Source organism: Vibrio sp. Vb0598 (assembly GCF_033338935.1).
GTDB classification, from domain to species: domain Bacteria; phylum Pseudomonadota; class Gammaproteobacteria; order Enterobacterales; family Vibrionaceae; genus Vibrio; species Vibrio alginolyticus.
This window is the reverse complement of sequence record NZ_JAWOTP010000003.1, coordinates 230,184-245,468: the sequence shown is the minus strand read 5'-3', so window position 1 is coordinate 245,468 and position 15,285 is coordinate 230,184. Positions and strand designations below refer to the sequence as shown.

Here is a 15,285-nt window from a genome sequence, read left to right as displayed (position 1 = left end):
TTAATATCATCATAATCTCGTCCAAAAACTCGACATCCATCACTTTTCGCGACATTTTATTGGCCGATTTGTTAGTTGCTATTTTGGCGACTGTCTATCGCGTCCGTGAGACGTGTTATCTCCGGCGCGGTTTTTAAACCAAGGAAATTAATTTATGGACAAAGATCATAGCCTAAGAGAGAACCTCTTGGCTCTGACGCTCGGCAGTGCGTTAGTGTCACTTGGGGTGATATTTTTTAGCAAAGTAGGATTGCTCACTGGCGGTACGGCTGGTTTGGCGATCTTCCTAACCAAAGTGAGTGACTTCAGTTTTGGTCAGATATTTTTCGCTCTTAACCTCCCTTTTTATATTTTATCTGTGATGCGCATGGGTTGGCGCTTCACTATCAATACCTTTATTGCGGTTTCGATTGTCTCTTTTGCGGTCGATCATCTGCATCATGTGATTGAGATTTCACGAATCGAACCTTTCTATGCGGCACTTTTGGGTGGTGGGCTGATTGGAATCGGTATGTTGGTAATTTTCCGTCACAAAATGAGTTTGGGTGGCTTTAACATTCTAGCGTTGTACCTTCAGGAACGTTTTGGAGTTCGAGCGGGTAAAGTTCAAATGGCGTTAGATTGTGCCATCGTGGTGATGTCACTGTTCATTGTAGATGTGCACCTTATCGCTCTATCTGTTCTAGGTGCCATCGCAACAAACTTGATTTTGGCGATGAACCATAAACCAGGACGATACCAAGCAAAGGCGCAAGCAGCATAATCATCGCTGCATAGTCAACAACCCTAAAGCCCCCAGCCAGTCGCTCGGGGCTTTTTTCATTCTACGCTAAGATCACGTCAACGAGCTCGTTTTGCAGTGCTGCTGCATCTCCTCATCCAATTTAGCTTTATATTTCTGGCTAAGATGGAAGTGTACTTGCATCAGCAAGTCATGTGCGTGGAACAGCTCAAGCGCGTCGCTACCATGTTGCTGACAAATATCTTCACAGCGCTCAGCATGCACTTTGGCTTCTTGCGGTTTATCCGCTTTAAGCAAGCTCATAGCTAAGCGATACTCTGCGCGCTCTTCTTGCATCCAACCCCCTGCCACTTTCCAATAGTCTAGCGCGAGTGTTGCTGCTTCTAACATCTTCGATGTTTCCATGCACGTGCGCTCAGCCAGCGCTTCGTACTGACATGCTAAGTTGTTCGCAGTGATCGCGATAGCGCGCGCTAATGGCCCTTCTGCATCGTTCGGCGTCATTCCTAACGCTGCCTTCACCAACCATTGACTCGCCAGTTAAAGCTGAACAAGTGCAGAAAGTTCATTCGAAATCAAAGCGTAAACTCGGCGTTGTTCTTGCTCTTCCAATAATTCCATATTGTCAGTGCCATCTACGAAATAGCGCGCAACGGCAATACTGCGTTGAAATGCCAAACTCTCGGCAACCTTGCGTTCATCAAAGTGCTCTAAACAAGTAAGAAACTGTTCTGGGCACTGGAGATGCCCAATAGCGGTATGCAGCATCAATGCGAATATTCGCTCGATTTGGGTAACGTCTTCCACCTCGCTCAGAGCCGTTTCTAGCTTAGCATAAACTTGTTCGGGATTTTCCTCGTGATGCTGCCAACACTCTCTCATGAAGGCATCAAAATCCGTTTTGAAAGGCATGTCCTTATTGTCCTTCTTCTATTCATATAACGATTATGAAACTCTACACTATCGTTACCCCTGTGTAGCACGCTTAATCCCAATACGAGAATCGCCTCACTTAAAGCGGTGTACCTTGCTCCAGCGCGAGCAAACGTTGCTTGCGCTCCACTCCACCTGCATACCCAGTCAGTTTTCCGCTTTTGCCAATAACGCGATGACAAGGTACCACGATAGAAATCGGATTCTTCCCGTTTGCTAACCCAACAGCACGCACAGCTTTAGGGTTACCTATCGCATTCGCGAGATCTTGATAGCTCCACGTTTCCCCATATGGAATGGTCGTTAGTGCCTGCCAAACTTGATTTTGAAAATCAGTGCCTGTCGCAGCAAGGGGCAAGTCGAATTCGTTGCGCAGACCAGCAAAGTATTCATCCAGTTGGGTGACAGCTTGGCGCAAGACCGGATGCTGCTCGTCTCGCACCCCCAGCTCACTCGGCTTAGTGGTGCATGTTTCAAACCAAATGCCAAGTAAGCCCTCAGCGTTCGATTGGATAGTCACCGTTCCTAGTGGACTCGGCATTTCGGTATAAAATGTTTTCATGATTGATTCCATAAGTGAAACGTCGCGTAGCTTCCCCAAGGGGCCGCAGTGTGCGTATTCAGTGATGGGTAACGCTGCATCGCCTTTTTCACCACTAAGTCTTTATCTAGAAAGCAATCGGGTTGAGATTGCCCTCGCAGTTGAGCATAACTGACGGTCCAAGGTCCAATGCCTTTCAAAGCTAGCCACTGCTGGGGGTCAGCTTCTGAGTTGTCCTGCATAAACTGGGCGAAGCGCACTAGCGTCTCTTTACGGCTTTGCGGCATGCGCAAAAAGCTCACGTCGGCGTTCGCAATATCACTGGGAGTCGGGAAAAAACGTTTTTCTGACTCTCCACTAAGTGTGGCCACCAATAAGTTAAGTTGACCAATCGCCGCTTTAACCGACACTTGCTGGCCTAAAATCGCTCTAACCCCTGCTTCCCATGCATTCCATACACCAGGAATACGAATACCTTTACTCGACACGAGTCCAGGCGCGACATACTCCAAATGCTGCTCAACAGTACAAATATCAGCGTCAAGATCGAACATACGACGAATGTCAGACACCAAGTTTTGCAGCTTCGTTACGTCTTCAATTTCAAACGCCAGTTCTAAGTATCCTTCACCTTTTGTCGCTTTAAACCAGGCTTTGCTGTCATCCAAAAAAACGTTGCGCTGATAACTCTCATCACTCACTAGCTCAACCCCCTCAACCGCTCGCAAACGATAGAAGCCCAACATGTGCGACCAATTCAACTCACCTCGATAAGGTAAGGCAATTCGATTGCAACCCGCACCATCAAACTCTTTACGGCGTACTTGAGAAGGCGTTAGTTTGAGAAACTTTTGAAAAGCATCGTTAAAGCGGCGCGTACTGTTAAAACCTGATGCAAACCCCACGTCGGTGACCGACATAGAGCTGGAGTGAAGCAACTGTTTGGCGAACATTAGTTGCTGATATTGCGCATACTGCTTGGGTGACATACCTAGATACTGCTCAAACAACATACGTAAGTAACGGTCAGAAATCCCAACACGCTCAGCCAACTCAGACACCGAATGGTGATGCAACTCCCCTCTATCAATTAACGAAATCGCTCGTTGAAAGGTCGTCTCGACACCTTTCCATGCCCAAGATCCAGGCGCGCTGTCAGGTCGACAACGTAAACACGGACGGTACCCTGCTTGAAGGGCTTGCGTCTTATCAGCGAAATACTCAACATTTTCTTCTTTAGGCAAATTTGCCGGGCAAATCGGACGACAAAAGATTCCCGTTGTTTTTACCGCCACATAAAATCGCCCATCAAAACGGCTGTCTCGCGCGACTCGCGCCTTGTGGCACTGCTCGAAGGTCAGTGAGGTATGAGGGTGAATAAACATAGTGCTTTCCTTGCTCATGCCTTTTGTCATTTATTGTTCATAGGCATCGTTCAATATAGTGTTATTGTAGCTTGCTTAAGTGCCCACAATTAGCCATTTTCGGAACTCAATATTGAGATTTATTGGCATTAGCGCTTTTGTACACTAAAGTTAGATCCAGAACATCACAACAACGTCGGCTAAAGGGAATTGGCATGGACTTACATACTTGCGTAATTGTATTAAGAAACCAAAAGGTTATTACCAGTAAATCCGTAGATCATTCTATTGGAATTATCGAACGAGACTCAGATAACGAGATCTCAGAAATTCAGATTAATGCGACGGATGGACGTAATATTCGGACTTATCACTACAACAATGTAGAGGAGTCATTAGAGAGCTTAATGAACCTCTGACGGTTTTCTTTAACACACCTTTCTCCCTTGTTAAAAGCGAAAGCAATAGAGCACAGTACATGTGCTCTTTTTTTGTTTAACAGCAAAAATGTTTATCGAAAATAATGACAGACCTTGATTTTAAACAGAACATAATAGGCAAATATAAACCCAAAAAACTTTACAAGATATTGATTTAAAATAATAAAAACCACTTATTCAATTTTTTAGAATGAGTTTATCAAAATCCTCCCGTTATTTTTATGTTCGCCTCTACCTAAACTGTTCTCAACAGCACGGGAGCACACGCTTCCCACTCATTGAAAAGAGTCAGAGGACAGAATCATGAAAGCACTATTACAGAAAATTACCACATCAAACGCAGGTTACAGCGCACTATCACTTCGCGTTCCAATCGGCATTATCTTTATGGCGCACGGCGCACAAAAACTATTTGGCTGGTTTGGTGGCTACGGGCTAGAAGGCACAGGTCAGTGGATGGCATCTATCGGTTTAGGTCCTGGCTTGCTCATGGCGTTACTTGCGGGCAGCGCAGAGTTCTTTGGCGGCTTGTTCATTTTACTTGGTCTGCTAACTCGACCAGCAGCGGTTGCTTTGGCGTTCACGATGGTGGTAGCGATATTCTCTGTCCACTTTGAAAATGGCCTGTTCATGGCAAACAACGGTTACGAGTTTGGCTTGGCATTACTGGCAGCGAGCGTTTCTCTGGCGTTCTCTGGCGCAGGTAAAGCAGCGTTAGATAACTTTTTAAACAAAAAGCTCTCTTAAGGAGGCCTTATGATTACGGTAAGACATGCAGCAGACCGAGGTCGAGCAAACTTTGGCTGGCTTGATAGCAAACATACGTTTTCTTTTGGTAGCTACTACGATCCTCAACATATGGGCTTTTCTGAGCTGAGAGTCATTAATGACGATGTAGTCAAGCCTGGCGCGGGTTTTGATACACATGGCCACCGTGATATGGAGATCATCAGCTATGTGTTGGAAGGTGTTATCGCACACAAAGACAGTGAAGGTAACGTCAAAACACTACCTGCAGGTGAATTCCAACTCATGTCGGCAGGGAAAGGGATTTACCACAGTGAGTACAATGCGTCGAACCAAGATACGCTGCGGTTTCTACAGATTTGGATTCAACCAAACGCATTTGGAACCAAACCAGGTTATCAGCAAAAAGATTTTGGGCGCAATCCTGGGTTAACGACTATCGCAACTCCAACTGGAGAAAACGGCACGCTACTTATTAAGCAAGATGCGACTTTGCATCAGTTAATTCTTGAGCCAAGTAGCGAACTAAACTTTGAGATTGAGTCGGGCCGAAATCTATTCATCCATCAAGTGACAGGCAGCCTTAGTGTCGACAATACCACTTTGACGGCTGGCGACGGCGCGAAGATTGAACACCAAAGTAAGGTTGTTTTGCGCAATACATCAAACGAAAGCACAACAGCCCTGTTGTTTGACTTACCATAACTATCGATTCATCGAGATAAAAACAAAGCCGCCTTGATTTCTCAAGGCGGCTTTTTCGTTTTTCTGACTTTTCATTCAACGCTATTCGTCGGAAGTGCCAGAACCAATTTGCTGAAAACTGTAAGCGGTCAGTGGATCGATCTCTTTGACAATTTCTTCCACTTGCTTAATCGCGTCTACAGACGAGCTAGCTTTACGATAGCTCAAATAGATAGGGCGACACCAATCTTCTACTCCAGACACCTTGTGAAGCTGCCCATTAGCGATAAATGGCTCCACGAGAGAGATTGGTAAGTACGCGGCTCCACCCTTCTCTAAAATAAAGTCCAATGCGATACGCGCTGTTGAAGTGCGTAAATATGGAGCCGGAATCTTAGGGTGACGTTCAGAATGCTCCGAGGAGAAACGCGTCCCCCAGTCAACGTACACATATTTGTTTTCGAAAACGGTGTCTAAAGAATCTTTCTCAGTTGATACCAGAACGAGAACAACATCTGCCACTTTTTTACAGTTAAGCTCATCAGCTTTGATCTGATCGAACGCAAATGCCATATCTAACGTGCGCTCTAGCAAGCTACGACTGAGCATCTCACGTCCCATCACTTCTGCCATGAAGCCATAACCACCAAACGAATCTGTGACGACACTTAAACAATTCTGTAAATAAGCGTCCCAAATGTTTGGCGTGCCACCTAACGTTAGTTGCAGCGCTTTGCCATCTTCAAGCGATAATTCTAGCTTCGCTTGTTGCAATGTAGTGACCATTACCTCGGCATAGCTGATTAAGCGCTCACCTGCAGAGGTCAACTTTATGTTATTTCGATCACGAATAAACAATTGCGTATCGAAGTAACTTTCCAATTGTTTGATACGTGCGCTCACAGCGGCTTGGGTAATATAAAGGTTCTCAGCAGCACGTCCGAAGTGACGAACTCTTGCCAGCTCTAAAAATGTTCGAAAGACTTTTACATCCATAAACCATCTCCTGGTTAATATAAAACCAGATTAACAACTAATTAAAATCATGACGACAAAAAAGTTTTGTTTTTCTTTTGTTAGATTTAAGCCTAATTTTCGCCGTAAGTTCACTACATTCATCAATAACGGTTACAGAGGCTGTTGACATGTCTGACACTGAATTCCGTCATGGCAAAAAACGTTTTTACGATAACGTAAAATTCCCACGCGGCTTTGCAAAGTCTGGCGATTTTACTCTTTCAGAAGAGGAAATCCTAACAATTTATGGGGATACAATGCTTGGCTTAGAGTCAGGCGAATTAACACCTGAAAACAGCGAAGAGAAACACTTCATCAAGGTGTTAGAAAACCCGGGCAAAGCAAAAACAAAACTTGAGCGTACGTGGCTAAAGTACACCCAACTTGCTCGTGGTCGCAAGCGCTTCCATACGCTAAATGGTCGTAACAAGCCTGACGCCACAGAAGAATACATTGAAGAGAGTTTGGTTGAAGACGATTAATAACCAATAACCTAGTTCTCGCCTTTTTCTAGCAGTAGGCGAAAGCTCGTTTGACTTTACTGAGCGAGCAAGACAAGCTCATTTCTTCTCCTAAAGCCCAAGGGGGCATTCTCCCAAGGGCTTTTTTAATATTTGGGTGATGACCGTTTACTTGGCGAGCGTCGCAATCTTTTTCAGAAAGCTCTCTTTCAAATGCTCTTGGTCATATTCCAAGTGATAGGTGTTGTGGAAGCCAATTTTTAGCTCAACACCATTCCCTCTCAAGAAAACGTTGTACCCATCGTAGTCAGAAAACGCTTCTACACCTTCATACATTTTACCAAATTCGGTTGGTGTACCGTTGTTCATCACACATTCGTAAGCCTGTAGTACTTTGCTCGGATCTAACTCATTTTTCATACCGAATTCCTCACTGGTTTACACATTTCAATTATGGTTAAAGAATGAGCGCCATGCCATATCTAACCCATAATATTTGAAGTTCGTGTGCGATTTCGCACTCTGTAGGTTGTTAAAAAACAAGGTTAAGTGCGAAGGCAGAACTTAATTTAGATCATAAATTTTATCTATTGATTCGTCAGTTTCATAATGCAATTTCTTTGTAAAAAATCGTCTTATAAAAGCATTTAGATATAAAAATCGTCGACAAAACCAACATTGGTTAAAGAAAAAGCAAAATTTTGACCTAAAACAATAGCAGTTCGCCATTACTTATTTTATAATGCGAATTAATGTTTCAGTACATCGTCAATTCCAATAACTAGGGGCACAAAATGAGACTTATCCCGTTAACTCGAGCAGCACAAGTAGGTAAGTGGGCAGCTGCGCATATCGCTAAGCGTATCAACGACTTTAAACCTACTGCTGAGCGTCCATTCGTTCTGGGTCTACCAACTGGTGGCACTCCTCTAGCAACCTACAAAGCCCTAATCGAGCTTTACCAAGCCGGCGAAGTCAGCTTCAAAAACGTCGTGACTTTTAACATGGATGAGTACATTGGCATCCCTGCGGATCACCCAGAATCTTACCGCTCGTTCATGTACAACAACTTCTTTAATCACATTGATATTCAAGAAGAAAATATCAACCTACTGAACGGTAACACAGACGATCACGACGCAGAATGTAAGCGTTACGAAGACAAAATTAAGTCTTACGGCAAGATCAACCTGTTCATGGGCGGCGTGGGTAACGACGGTCACATCGCGTTCAACGAGCCAGCGTCATCTCTTTCTTCTCGTACTCGCATCAAGACCCTCACTGAAGACACTCGCATTGCGAACTCTCGCTTCTTTGACGGCGATATCAACCAAGTGCCTAAATACGCGCTGACTATCGGTGTTGGTACGCTTCTAGACTCAGAAGAAGTGATGATCTTGGTCACTGGTCATAACAAAGCTCAGGCACTTGAAGCAGCCGTGGAAGGTTGTGTAAACCATCTATGGACAGTTTCTGCTCTTCAGCTTCACCCTAAAGCGGTGATCGTATGCGACGAACCAGCTCAACAAGAACTGAAAGTGAAGACAGTGAAGTACTTCTCTGAGCTAGAAGCAGAAAACATCAAAGGCTTTTAACCCATAGGATTGCAGCCTAGAAATACACTAAAAATACAAAACCCGTGTTGAACACGGGTTTTTTCTTATCTGAACAGCGGGCTTAAGTCGTCAATAAGCTTTAATACCAAACTGACGAAGACGCTTAGGAAGCACTTCATCCAACTTGTCTAGTTCACTCGGTTCGACTTCGATAAGATTGAAATGATGCTGCTCATAAACAGTACGAATGGTCTCACGGTCGGCCTGAGCCATCTCCCCATCGTCACTTCCCCAAAATTGCAAATAGACTTTACCGCCTGGTAAGTAAAAATCGCTAGTGACATCTTGGTCAATCGGCAGCTGACGCTCATAAGCGTGCACTACACCAGCCAAGTACAGCCAGTTGTCAATGAGCAACTCACCCTTAGAGCGTACGTAATGCCCATCTAATGTTCGGTGCTTGGCTTCAAATTTTTGGCGAAAGCTTGAGTACGATTTATCCGTAGAATGTGACTCCGCGTCTTGCCCTAAAAACTCAATGACAGACTGCTTAAGACGCTTGTTACGCAGCACCACATCGTGCCATACGACAAAGGTATTTTGTGTTTCTTTATCGGTTCTTTGCTGCCCACCAGCGCGCACACCAGCTTCTGTGACACTCCATCCCTCTTCGGATTTGGTCAACCAACCCAGTTCACTCAAAAGCTGGTTCATGCGCTTCGCATTCAATTTCAGCTTTTCACCCAGTTGTGTCGCGCTCAATGTTTTCCCTGAGCTGGGAGTCAGCTCAATATGTAAGTTGGCCGGCCAGACGATGAACTGGCCAAATTTAGGGTGATCCACATACTCACCGCCAAACTTTGCCCCTTCTTCGGTCAAAATCCACTTTTCATCTTGGCGAACGATGTAGCCTGCACGTTTGAGATCGGCAAACAGCAGCTTAGCTTCTACCTTGCGCATTTTCGCTAATGCCGACGTCGATATTTTTTCAGACATGTGGGTACCTCATGCTGCTGCAAAATTGAACACTATATCGTCATAGTAACGCATTGATTTCACGGCTTGAAGTCAGGCAAACAAGATTTCGTGTTACAAATAGCAAAGCCAGCGTATAGGTGCTGGCTTTGTTATTTCGGTAAAAAAGCGAATGTTATTTAATAAAAGCGATGCATCCTTGCAAAATCACTAAATTCACAATGTCGATGAAGAATGCACCGACAATTGGAACCACCATAAATGCTTGTGGTGATGGGCCATATCGACTCACGATGGAGCCCATATTCATGACCGCAGTCGGTGTAGCACCTAACCCAAAACCGCAGTGTCCGCTAGCGATCACCGCCGCATCGTAGTTGCCTCCCATCATGCGGAATGTTACGTAGTAAGTGAACATCGCCAACACTGCCGACTGAATAGCAAGAATAATAAGGAATGGGATCGCAAGATCGAAAATATTCCACAATTTCAAACTCATCAAGGCCATGGCAAGAAATAGAGATAGTGCAACCGTGCCAAGAATATCAACGGTTTCTAAATCAACCTTGCGCGCCTTCGTCACTTCCATGATGTTAGTGATAACAACACCAATAAACAGCGCATACACAAAATCGGGAATCATTAGCCACTTGATGTCAAAACTGCTTACCCAACTCTCCAGATACTTCGCGCCTGTCACGCAAAGTAGAATGATGGACAAGCTTTCAACGACTCTTTTCGCTGTGACACGATCTTCCTCATGTTCGTTGTACGTCACCAGTTCAGGGAAACTCTGATGACTTTGATTGGTGCGTCCGTATTCCGATTCCAAGTTGTGTTTGTTTAGTAGCTTTTGTGCAACAGGGCTGCCAATAATCCCGCCCATCACCAAGCCAAATGTAGCAGAAGCCATTGCCACCTCTAGAACATTATGCAAACCATACATTTCTTGAAAAGTTTGCGACCACGCAGCTCCAGTTCCATGTCCGCCAGAAAGCGTAATGGATCCGGCGATCAACCCCATGAGTGGATCTAACCCCAACGCTGTTGCTAAGGACACGCCGACCGCATTTTGGATAAGAATGTAGACCGATGCCACAACTAGGAAGATGAAAACCTTCGCACCGCCTTTAATCAGTTGGGTGTAATTTGCCGCTAAGCCAACGGTTGCAAAAAACATCAGCATAAAGACGTTTTGCAGTGGTAAATCAAAGGAAACATCCACACCGTTTAAGTGCATCGTCGTGATGACGCAAGCGACCACTAGACCACCAACAATTGGCTCTGGAATATTAAATTTTTTTAAGGTTGGTAACTTGGTATTGATGAACTGCCCTAAAAACAACACGCAAATTGCGACGAGGAACGACTCCTGTGGGCCGATAGATATTACCTGATTCATGAGACCTCTTTACTCTACTCTTTCTCATTCATTGAGCACGCGCTCAACGTGAGATAGGTGCCTAAGCCAGTCAGATTGCCTCTCGAAACTTTTGTTTTCTAGGCCTCTTTGACCATTGATTCTCATCAAGTAAGAAATAGGCAGACCTAAAATTATGCTAATTATCATTCAGTGAGAATATTCATTTAGAACAGGCGATAAGTGTATTGATGGGAAGAGAAAAACAACACTTCTCAACTTATGAGAAGCAATTAATTTCCATATAAAACAAAACCTCAAAACAACGACCACATAGGTGGATATTTAGAGCGAATAAGACAGGCGGATACACTAGGTTTTAAATTATTACTTTCTCTCTAACGCACTAGGTGTTATACATATATATAACACCATCTCAACCAAGAGATTCACTCATGACTAATTGGCATGATCGCCAACCGATATTTCGACAGTTGGCAGACCAGATCACGCAGCAAATACTGCAAGGTGTCTGGCAAGAAGGCGATGCTCTGCCCTCCGTCCGTAGCATCTCTGCAGATATGAAAATTAACCACCTCACCGTTATGAAAGGCTATCAATTGCTTGTTGATGACGGGCTAGTGGAGAAAAAACGCGGTCAAGGTATGTTTGTCGCTTCAGGAGCAAAGCTCAAATTACTCGCAGACGAGAAGGCACGTTTTCTTCAGCAACAAATTCCGCAGATAGCCGACACAATACAGCGTCTGGATATGTCACTCGACGAATTCATTCAACAACTAAAACCACACTTGAAAGGTGACCAATGAGCGCATTAGTCAGTGTAAACAACGTCTCCAAGCAATATCAGCAACAAGGAGAAGCACTGCATGAAGTGAGTTTCGACCTACATGCAGGACAAGTACTTGGCTTACTCGGCCATAATGGCGCAGGTAAATCAACGCTTATTAATGCCCTACTCGGTGCACATGAATATCAGGGCACTATTCGTATCAACGGATTTGAACCTATTATGCAACGCGACAAGATAATGCAGAGCTTATCCTACATCTCGGATGTCAACGTTCTGCCAGATTGGATGACCGTTGCTCAACTGCTTAACTATACCGAGGGCGTGCATCCAGGGTTCAATCGCGCCCAAGCAGATACGCTACTTCGTCAAACGGACATCAAACCTCGTGCGCGTATCAAATCTTTATCCAAAGGGATGAAGGTGCAATTACACCTCGCGATTGTGATCGCAACCAACACCCAAATCCTCATATTGGATGAACCGACACTCGGGTTAGATCTCGTGTATCGCGAGACGTTTTATCGTCACTTATTGGAATGGTTTCACGACGGCGATCGCGTGTTGATCATCGCCAGTCATGAAGTATCAGAGATTGAGCACTTGCTGACAGATGTTCTGATTCTTAAGCATGGTCGCCCCGTTCTGCAAACCTCGATGGACAGTATCAGTGAAGACTATTTCATTCTTGAAGCCAACGACGAGCACCGCACACAAATTGAAGCGATGAACCCACTCTCGTCACAAAAAGGCCTCGGTTCAACGAAATGGTTACTCAAAGCCCAGTATGCCCAACAAGCAGAAACAATGGGCTCCATCCATGGGGTGAAGTTAGCGGATCTATTTTTAGCATTGCAGAAGGAGGCAGCGTAATGCGTTCAGTTGTCGCGATGTTGCAAAAAGAGTGGTTAGAAAACCCTCTTGTTTTACGTATTCCACTGTTTGTGTTGGCGTGTGGAGTTATTCTCTTTGTGAGTTTAATGAGTAACGACACTCTACAACACAATATGTTTTTCCAAATGAGCTTTGGTGGCGATGTCAGTGACATTCACAAAGAGCTTGGCGATGATGTCAATATGTTGATTACCGGAGGAGCAGGGCTGCTGTCTATCTTGTTAGCCGTTCAGTACTTCCCAAGAACGCTACGCAAAGAACGGGCGGAAGGCAGCATTATGTTTTGGCGCAGTATGCCTGTCAGTGACATAAAAACCCATTTAGTGAAGCTAGGATTTGGCTTATTGGTGATTCCGCTCGTCTGCTCGGTGCTCGTACTCGCTGCAAATTTAATGTTGTGGTTGCTGAACATCTCTACTGATCACCAATTGGCTTTATTGTACCGCCAAGCCTCGTTAGGTTACGTGCTGCTGCATTGGGGAGAGTTTTTAATCAGAATGTTTTTCGCCGGTATTCTGCTGTTACCGCTGGCATTAACTGCGATGGCTATTTCACAAAAAGTGAACTCACCACTGGTCATTTTGTTTATCGCCATTTATGCGCTGCGTTGGATGCCTATCGCACTTTTTGGTTTCTACGGGCTAGATCAGTTTTTCTCCGAAGTGCTTTACCTTCCGCTGCACGCCATTATTACACCAAACCCATTCAATGCCATTCCTCAAGCGGGTTGGTTAAACGTTGGCATTTACGCCTTCATTGGTATTCTTGGTTGGACAGCTAGCCTCAAGTTCAGCCGAACTATCCAATAATTCTTCGTTCAATAAACGACCAAACCAAGTCATAAAAAAACGGTCACAACCAGTGTTGTGACCGTTTTTATTTCGCCTCTAGGAGCTCATCCACTTAACTTTAACCAAGGAATGAAATGTAGCCTTGCAAGATAATTAAGTTGACGATGTCGATAAAGAAAGCGCCCACAATTGGCACCACCATAAATGCTTGTGGCGACGGGCCAAATCGGTTAACGATTGAACCCATGTTCATTACGGCTGTTGGGGTTGCACCCAAGCCAAAACCGCAGTGCCCCCCTGCAATAACCGCAGCATCGTAGTTGCTTCCCATCACTTTGAACGTAACATAGTACGTAAAGATTGCTAAGACGACAGACTGCACAGCTAAAATAACCAAGAATGGAATCGCTAGATCGAAGATATTCCATAACTTCAAGCTCATCAGAGCCATCGCTAAGAACAGAGATAGCGATACCGTACCTAACATATCGACCGTTTCGGCATCTAACTTACGAATCTTGGTCACTTCCAAGAAATTCGTAATGATCACACCAATGAATAGCGCATATACGAAGTCTGGAATCATCAGCCATGAGATTTCATACGTGCTTACCCATTGCTCGACATACTTGGCCCCAGTAACACAGATCAGTAGGAAGAAGAGTTTCTCCACCACTTTTTTCGCCGTTACTTTATCTTCTTCGTATTCATTGTAAGTCACCAACTCCGGGAATTTCTCGTGAGTTTTGGCATCTCGACCACCACGACCATACTCAGACTCTATGCTGTTCTTTTCGACTAGGCGCTGCGCTACAGGGCTACCAATGATACCGCCGATGATCAAACCAAAAGTCGCTGATGCCATTGCAATTTCTAAGACGTTATCCAATCCATACACGTCTTGAAAGGTTTGTGACCACGCAGCACCTGTACCATGACCACCAGACAGAGTAATCGAGCCAGCAATTAACCCCATCAAAGGATCTAAACCGAGCGCCGCCGCAAGTGAAACGCCAACGCCGTTTTGTATGATGATGTAAAACGATGCGACAGCTAAGAAGATAAAAACCTTCGCACCTCCTTTCATCAACTGAGTGTAATTTGCGGCCAAACCAACTGTCGCAAAAAACATTAACATAAACGTATTTTGTAATGGCAAGTCGAACTCTAAATCGATGCCGTTGAAATGAAGAGCAGTAATCATGCAGGCTACAATAAGACCACCTACAATCGGCTCAGGTATGTTGAATTTCTTTAAAATCGGTAGCTTAGCATTAATAAAATGCCCCAGGAAAAGCACACTGATTGCGACCAAGAAGGACTCCAGTGCACCTACAGATATTAAATGATTCATATCGCCTCTTATTATTGTTCTCTTCATTCTCCGTAATGAATGAGTGTTAGTTTAACCTTCGTTCAATAGCAAATTTTCTCGCTTTATTGTTTCGAAAATACTCAAAAAGTTGGTGTAGATGCGCCTTAGGCTAGTTTAAGGGGCGCTCCTTAAGCGATGTGTCAGTTTTTACGCTGTTAGCAAGCCCTTAAATGTGAAAGGAGCTGATACAGCTCCTTCAAATGGCCCCTCGCAATACCTGTGCGTTATCGCTTGGGCTGTCGTGTTGTGAGTAAATTCTGGGTGACACTTTCTGAACCACTTCGGGCTCCCTTACTTAAACAGAATGTGTCAATTACTATCAAACAAAGTTCCTTCCCGTTGTAACCGCTAAACGCCGAGAGCGCGTTCAAAACAATTGGGTTTGCCTGTTCCTGTCGTAGCTTTTCAACTCTGGCTCATGGTGTATAAACGAGCCGAATCCAAGGAAACTCTCAGGCTGCAACAAACGTTTTCGTCACAACGGAGCAGGATTATAACATATCGCTGATAATTTTCTTCAATTCAGTGACATTCACCAACCCCATAGTTAAACCTTGCAATGATTAACTGCCTATTATCATTTTCACAGATAAAGAT

The 15,285-nt window shown here is 44.6% G+C and carries 16 protein-coding genes and 1 pseudogene; 9 read left to right on the top strand and 8 right to left on the bottom strand.

Going from position 1 to position 15,285, the window contains the following annotated elements:
* Positions 1-154 precede the first annotated feature (154 nt).
* A complete protein-coding gene (locus R7Q38_RS05250; RefSeq protein WP_005374427.1) occupies positions 155-763 on the top strand; it encodes a YitT family protein in 609 nt (202 codons plus the stop codon).
* Positions 764-835: 72 nt separating this feature from the next.
* Here the strand turns inward: R7Q38_RS05250 and R7Q38_RS05245 are convergent.
* The 3 genes and pseudogenes from R7Q38_RS05245 to R7Q38_RS05235 all read right to left on the bottom strand — a co-directional run bounded on the left by R7Q38_RS05245 (position 836) and on the right by R7Q38_RS05235 (position 3,601).
* A pseudogene (locus R7Q38_RS05245) lies at positions 836-1,654 on the bottom strand (hypothetical protein).
* Positions 1,655-1,754: 100 nt separating this feature from the next.
* Positions 1,755-2,237, bottom strand: coding sequence for a methylated-DNA--[protein]-cysteine S-methyltransferase (locus R7Q38_RS05240; RefSeq protein ID WP_005374431.1), 483 nt, complete (start codon positions 2,235-2,237; stop codon positions 1,755-1,757).
* Entirely contained in the window at positions 2,234-3,601 is a 1,368-nt protein-coding gene (locus R7Q38_RS05235; protein ID WP_064369534.1) for an AlkA N-terminal domain-containing protein, read from the bottom strand. The genes R7Q38_RS05240 and R7Q38_RS05235 overlap by 4 nt, the downstream gene beginning before the upstream one ends.
* 194 nt (positions 3,602-3,795) lie before the next feature.
* Here R7Q38_RS05235 and R7Q38_RS05230 point away from each other — a divergent pair, with 194 nt between their 5' ends.
* The 3 genes from R7Q38_RS05230 (at position 3,796) to R7Q38_RS05220 (ending at position 5,472) form a co-directional block, all read left to right on the top strand.
* Entirely contained in the window at positions 3,796-3,999 is a 204-nt protein-coding gene (locus R7Q38_RS05230) for a hypothetical protein (RefSeq protein WP_017633816.1), read from the top strand.
* 324 nt (positions 4,000-4,323) lie between these two features.
* Positions 4,324-4,767 carry a DoxX family protein gene (locus R7Q38_RS05225; RefSeq protein ID WP_064369535.1) on the top strand — a complete coding sequence of 148 codons (444 nt, stop codon included), beginning with the start codon at positions 4,324-4,326 and terminating at the stop codon, positions 4,765-4,767.
* Positions 4,768-4,776: 9 nt separating this feature from the next.
* Positions 4,777-5,472, top strand: a complete 696-nt coding sequence (locus tag R7Q38_RS05220) for a pirin family protein (protein ID WP_047102489.1) — start codon at positions 4,777-4,779, stop codon at positions 5,470-5,472.
* 81 nt (positions 5,473-5,553) lie between these two features.
* On the opposite strand, the gene R7Q38_RS05215 is transcribed toward R7Q38_RS05220, so the two are convergent.
* On the bottom strand, positions 5,554-6,447 hold the full coding sequence (locus R7Q38_RS05215; RefSeq protein WP_005374436.1) for a LysR family transcriptional regulator: 894 nt from the start codon (positions 6,445-6,447) through the stop codon (positions 5,554-5,556).
* A gap of 149 nt (positions 6,448-6,596) precedes the next feature.
* On the opposite strand from R7Q38_RS05215, the gene R7Q38_RS05210 reads away from it, so the two are divergent.
* Entirely contained in the window at positions 6,597-6,950 is a 354-nt protein-coding gene (locus R7Q38_RS05210; RefSeq protein WP_005374439.1) for a DUF413 domain-containing protein, read from the top strand.
* Between the two features lie 147 nt (positions 6,951-7,097).
* On the opposite strand, the gene R7Q38_RS05205 is transcribed toward R7Q38_RS05210, so the two are convergent.
* Positions 7,098-7,349 carry a DUF3081 domain-containing protein gene (locus R7Q38_RS05205; RefSeq protein ID WP_005374440.1) on the bottom strand — a complete coding sequence of 84 codons (252 nt, stop codon included), beginning with the start codon at positions 7,347-7,349 and terminating at the stop codon, positions 7,098-7,100.
* A gap of 374 nt (positions 7,350-7,723) precedes the next feature.
* Between R7Q38_RS05205 and nagB the strand changes: the two genes are divergently transcribed.
* The gene (nagB, locus tag R7Q38_RS05200) at positions 7,724-8,524 is read left to right on the top strand and encodes a glucosamine-6-phosphate deaminase (protein WP_005374441.1); all 801 of its coding nucleotides are present in this window, start codon (positions 7,724-7,726) and stop codon (positions 8,522-8,524) included.
* Positions 8,525-8,614: 90 nt separating this feature from the next.
* Here nagB and R7Q38_RS05195 read toward each other — a convergent pair whose 3' ends face one another.
* Positions 8,615-9,481 carry a glycerol kinase gene (locus R7Q38_RS05195; RefSeq protein ID WP_191116169.1) on the bottom strand — a complete coding sequence of 289 codons (867 nt, stop codon included), beginning with the start codon at positions 9,479-9,481 and terminating at the stop codon, positions 8,615-8,617.
* Positions 9,482-9,635: 154 nt separating this feature from the next.
* Positions 9,636-10,862 carry a sodium/glutamate symporter gene (gltS, locus tag R7Q38_RS05190; RefSeq protein ID WP_025768732.1) on the bottom strand — a complete coding sequence of 409 codons (1,227 nt, stop codon included), beginning with the start codon at positions 10,860-10,862 and terminating at the stop codon, positions 9,636-9,638.
* 413 nt (positions 10,863-11,275) lie between these two features.
* On the opposite strand from gltS (R7Q38_RS05190), the gene R7Q38_RS05185 reads away from it, so the two are divergent.
* The 3 genes from R7Q38_RS05185 to R7Q38_RS05175 are packed head-to-tail and all read left to right on the top strand — an operon-like array spanning position 11,276 to position 13,331.
* A complete protein-coding gene (locus R7Q38_RS05185; protein WP_005374444.1) occupies positions 11,276-11,647 on the top strand; it encodes a GntR family transcriptional regulator in 372 nt (123 codons plus the stop codon).
* Positions 11,644-12,501 carry an ABC transporter ATP-binding protein gene (locus R7Q38_RS05180; RefSeq protein WP_213967955.1) on the top strand — a complete coding sequence of 286 codons (858 nt, stop codon included), beginning with the start codon at positions 11,644-11,646 and terminating at the stop codon, positions 12,499-12,501. Before R7Q38_RS05185 ends, R7Q38_RS05180 begins: the two co-directional genes overlap by 4 nt.
* Entirely contained in the window at positions 12,501-13,331 is an 831-nt protein-coding gene (locus R7Q38_RS05175) for a membrane protein (protein ID WP_017821047.1), read from the top strand. The genes R7Q38_RS05180 and R7Q38_RS05175 overlap by 1 nt, the downstream gene beginning before the upstream one ends.
* Before the next feature lie 100 nt (positions 13,332-13,431).
* Here the strand turns inward: R7Q38_RS05175 and gltS (R7Q38_RS05170) are convergent, their stop codons facing one another.
* On the bottom strand, positions 13,432-14,667 hold the full coding sequence (gltS, locus tag R7Q38_RS05170; protein WP_005374448.1) for a sodium/glutamate symporter: 1,236 nt from the start codon (positions 14,665-14,667) through the stop codon (positions 13,432-13,434).
* Positions 14,668-15,285 lie beyond the last annotated feature (618 nt).

Coding starts and splice junctions, on each gene's coding strand:
- R7Q38_RS05250 (WP_005374427.1), top strand. CDS start 155: ATGGACAAAGATCATAGCCTAAGAGAGAACCTCTTGGCTCTGACGCTC.
- R7Q38_RS05240 (WP_005374431.1), bottom strand. CDS start 2,237: ATGAAAACATTTTATACCGAAATGCCGAGTCCACTAGGAACGGTGACT.
- R7Q38_RS05235 (WP_064369534.1), bottom strand. CDS start 3,601: ATGTTTATTCACCCTCATACCTCACTGACCTTCGAGCAGTGCCACAAG.
- R7Q38_RS05230 (WP_017633816.1), top strand. CDS start 3,796: ATGGACTTACATACTTGCGTAATTGTATTAAGAAACCAAAAGGTTATT.
- R7Q38_RS05225 (WP_064369535.1), top strand. CDS start 4,324: ATGAAAGCACTATTACAGAAAATTACCACATCAAACGCAGGTTACAGC.
- R7Q38_RS05220 (WP_047102489.1), top strand. CDS start 4,777: ATGATTACGGTAAGACATGCAGCAGACCGAGGTCGAGCAAACTTTGGC.
- R7Q38_RS05215 (WP_005374436.1), bottom strand. CDS start 6,447: ATGGATGTAAAAGTCTTTCGAACATTTTTAGAGCTGGCAAGAGTTCGT.
- R7Q38_RS05210 (WP_005374439.1), top strand. CDS start 6,597: ATGTCTGACACTGAATTCCGTCATGGCAAAAAACGTTTTTACGATAAC.
- R7Q38_RS05205 (WP_005374440.1), bottom strand. CDS start 7,349: ATGAAAAATGAGTTAGATCCGAGCAAAGTACTACAGGCTTACGAATGT.
- nagB (WP_005374441.1), top strand. CDS start 7,724: ATGAGACTTATCCCGTTAACTCGAGCAGCACAAGTAGGTAAGTGGGCA.
- R7Q38_RS05195 (WP_191116169.1), bottom strand. CDS start 9,481: ATGTCTGAAAAAATATCGACGTCGGCATTAGCGAAAATGCGCAAGGTA.
- gltS (WP_025768732.1), bottom strand. CDS start 10,862: ATGAATCAGGTAATATCTATCGGCCCACAGGAGTCGTTCCTCGTCGCA.
- R7Q38_RS05185 (WP_005374444.1), top strand. CDS start 11,276: ATGACTAATTGGCATGATCGCCAACCGATATTTCGACAGTTGGCAGAC.
- R7Q38_RS05180 (WP_213967955.1), top strand. CDS start 11,644: ATGAGCGCATTAGTCAGTGTAAACAACGTCTCCAAGCAATATCAGCAA.
- R7Q38_RS05175 (WP_017821047.1), top strand. CDS start 12,501: ATGCGTTCAGTTGTCGCGATGTTGCAAAAAGAGTGGTTAGAAAACCCT.
- gltS (WP_005374448.1), bottom strand. CDS start 14,667: ATGAATCATTTAATATCTGTAGGTGCACTGGAGTCCTTCTTGGTCGCA.